The sequence below is a fragment of the Streptomyces phytophilus genome (assembly GCF_013870535.1).
GTDB classification, from domain to species: Bacteria; Actinomycetota; Actinomycetes; order Streptomycetales; family Streptomycetaceae; genus Streptomyces; species Streptomyces phytophilus.
Genome location: NZ_JACBXC010000934.1, coordinates 1 through 2,429 on the forward strand (window position 1 = coordinate 1; position 2,429 = coordinate 2,429).

The 2,429-nt window shown below is 72.3% G+C and carries 3 protein-coding genes; 2 read left to right on the forward strand and 1 reads right to left on the reverse strand.

Features of this window, described 5'->3' with window-relative positions; genetic code table 11:
* Positions 1-182, forward strand: a 182-nt coding sequence (locus H5J30_RS27360) for a hypothetical protein (RefSeq protein WP_220189427.1), incomplete at its 5' end; no start/stop codon positions are given.
* Positions 179-844, forward strand: a complete 666-nt coding sequence (locus tag H5J30_RS27365) for a ThuA domain-containing protein (RefSeq protein WP_181789991.1) — start codon at positions 179-181, stop codon at positions 842-844. The genes H5J30_RS27360 and H5J30_RS27365, both read left to right, overlap by 4 nt.
* A 54-nt stretch (positions 845-898) precedes the next feature.
* Here the strand turns inward: H5J30_RS27365 and H5J30_RS27370 are convergent, their stop codons facing one another.
* Complete coding sequence (locus tag H5J30_RS27370; protein WP_181789992.1) at positions 899-2,386, reverse strand: short-chain fatty acid transporter; 1,488 nt, start codon at positions 2,384-2,386, stop codon at positions 899-901.
* Positions 2,387-2,429 lie beyond the last annotated feature (43 nt).

A 2,429-nucleotide genomic window follows, 5' to 3' on the forward strand; every position in this document is an offset into this window, starting at 1 on the left:
GCCCGGCCGCCCACGGCACCGCCCACGTCGCTCTGATCCACCTCGGTGCCGGCGACCACGTCGCGCTGCCCCGCGTCGCCACCCGCGCCGAGGGCGGCACCCTGCTGGCGGACGTGGCCTGGCCCGACGGCGCCCACGACACCATCCGCCTCCCCGCACCCCCCGGAAGGCCCCGGGCATGACGGCCCGGCTCCTCGTCTTCACCCGCACCACCGGCTTCCGCCACGAATCGATCCCGGAGGCGACGGCCGCCGTGCGGGAGTGGGGAGGCGAGCACGGCTTCACGGTGGACGCCACGGAGGATCCGGCGGCCCTGGAGGGCGGGTTGGGGCGGTACGGGGCCGTGCTCTTCCTCTCCACGAGCGGCGAGGTCCTCACCGATCGCGGACGGACCGCCCTCAGGGACTACGTGGAGGCAGGCGGGGGGTTCGTGGGGGTCCACTCCGCGGCCTGCACGGAATACGAGTGGCCCTACTACGGCGAACTGCTCGGCGCCCGCTTCGCCGACCACCCCGCGTACCAGCCGGGCCGCCTGCGCGTGGAGGACGGCAGCCACCAGGCGACACGGGAGCTGCCGCGGCTCTGGGAGTTCACCGACGAGTGGTACAACTTCCGGACCAACCCGCGCGCGGCGGCGCGCGTACTCGCCTGCGCGGACGAGGACTCCTACGAGGGCGGCACCATGGGCGCCGACCACCCCCTGGTGTGGTGCCGGAACCAGGGGGCGGGGCGGGTGTTCTACACCGCACTCGGCCACGCCGCCGAGGCGTACCGCGACCCCGCCTTCCGCACGCACCTGCTGGGCGGCATCACGTGGTGCCGGCAGAGCGCCGGACCCGGCTGAACCCGGCCCGCGCCTCCTTCGTCCCCGGCACCGGGCACAGCGGTCCGCCGTCCTCTACGGGAACGACAGCGTCTGGGCCAGCAGCGTGACCACCACCAGTACCGCCGGGAAGAGGGCGAGGAACATGGCGAAGGTGTAGCCCATGATGTCGCGGGCCTTGAGGCCCAGGATCGCCAGGGTGGGCAGCATCCAGAAAGGCTGCAGCAGGTTGGCGCTGGCCTCGCCGAGGTCGTAGACGACCACCATCCAGCCCTGGTTGACCTGCAGTTGGTTCGCCGCCTCCAGCAGGTACGGGGCCTCGACGACCCACTTGCCGCCGCCGCTCGGCACGAACACGCCCAGCACACAGCTGTACAGCGCGATGAAGGCCGGGTAGAGCGTCTCGTTGGACACCGAGACCAGCCAGCCGGCGATCGTCTTGTGCAGCCCGGTGTACGCGATCATGCCGAAGATGCCGCCGTACAGCGGGAACTGGAGCAGCACCCCCGACGCGGCCGGCGCGCCCTCCTTGACCGCGCGGGCCAGCCGGACCGGCCGCCAGTGCAGGATCAGGGCGAGCAGGATGAGGATCAGGTTGACGGTGTTCAGGTCGAGCGCGTTCAGCGGGTGGCCCTCGGCGTGCGCGAAGTGCCGGGCGAGGTACCACGCGCCGAGGAGGAACAGCAGGATCGCGAAGACCGGGCTGTGCTCGATCCACTCCCCCGGCCGGCTGCGGCGGACCTCTTCCTCCTCGCCGGGGGCCGGGCCGAGGTCGATGCCGAGGCGCTCGGCGGTCATCGCGCGTTCCGGCGAGGGGGCCAGGAACCACGCCATGGCCAGCGCGACGGCGAAGATGATCGCCGTGGCCACCACGCCCTGCCAGAGGAAGATGGTGTCGGTCAGCGGGATCAGGCCGTCGCCGCCGCGGCCCGCCGCGATGATCTCCTGCACCACCGGCGGGCTCGACGTCGCGCTGGCCACCTGGAGGGCGGCGGACCCGGAGAGCCCCTGGGCCCAGACCGTACCGAGTCCGAGGAAGGCCATCGCGCCGATCGCGCGGTAGTCCACGCCGGGCACCCTGCGGGCTATCTCCTTGGCCAGGATGGCGGTGAAGACGAGGCTGAACGCCCAGTTCACGTACGACGTGAGCATCGCGACGGCGGCCGTGTACACGATCGCGCCCCGCGCGGTGCGGGGCCGGGCCGCGAGCCGGGCGACGAGGCGGCCGACCGGGCGGGAGACCGCGACCGCGTAGCCGCCGATGATGATCATCGCCATCTGCAGCGTGAACTCGATGAGGGACCAGAAGCCCTTCCCCCACGCGTCGATCAGCCCGAACCCGCTGGTCGCCTCCGGGTCGTCCGGCGTGCCCAGCAGCGACTCGCCGGAGAGGAGGCCGAGCGCGAAGATCGCGAAGGTGCCGACCAGGACGAAGCCCAGCGCGTCGGGAAGCCACTTCTCGGTGAAGGCGGTGAACCGCAGGGCCAGCCGGGCCAGCCAGTTGTCACCGCCGGTACCGGGCGGCGGCGCGGGCTCGGACGGTTTCTGCGCTGTGGTGGTCATGACCCTCTCCTGCTGTTCCTTTATGAGGTGTACGGGACCGGCG

What these genes read in the sequence shown, in the direction of transcription:
- H5J30_RS27365 (WP_181789991.1), top strand. Translation starts at nt 179, where the DNA reads ATGACGGCCCGGCTCCTCGTCTTCACCCGCACCACCGGCTTCCGCCAC.
- H5J30_RS27370 (WP_181789992.1), bottom strand. Translation starts at nt 2,386, where the DNA reads ATGACCACCACAGCGCAGAAACCGTCCGAGCCCGCGCCGCCGCCCGGT.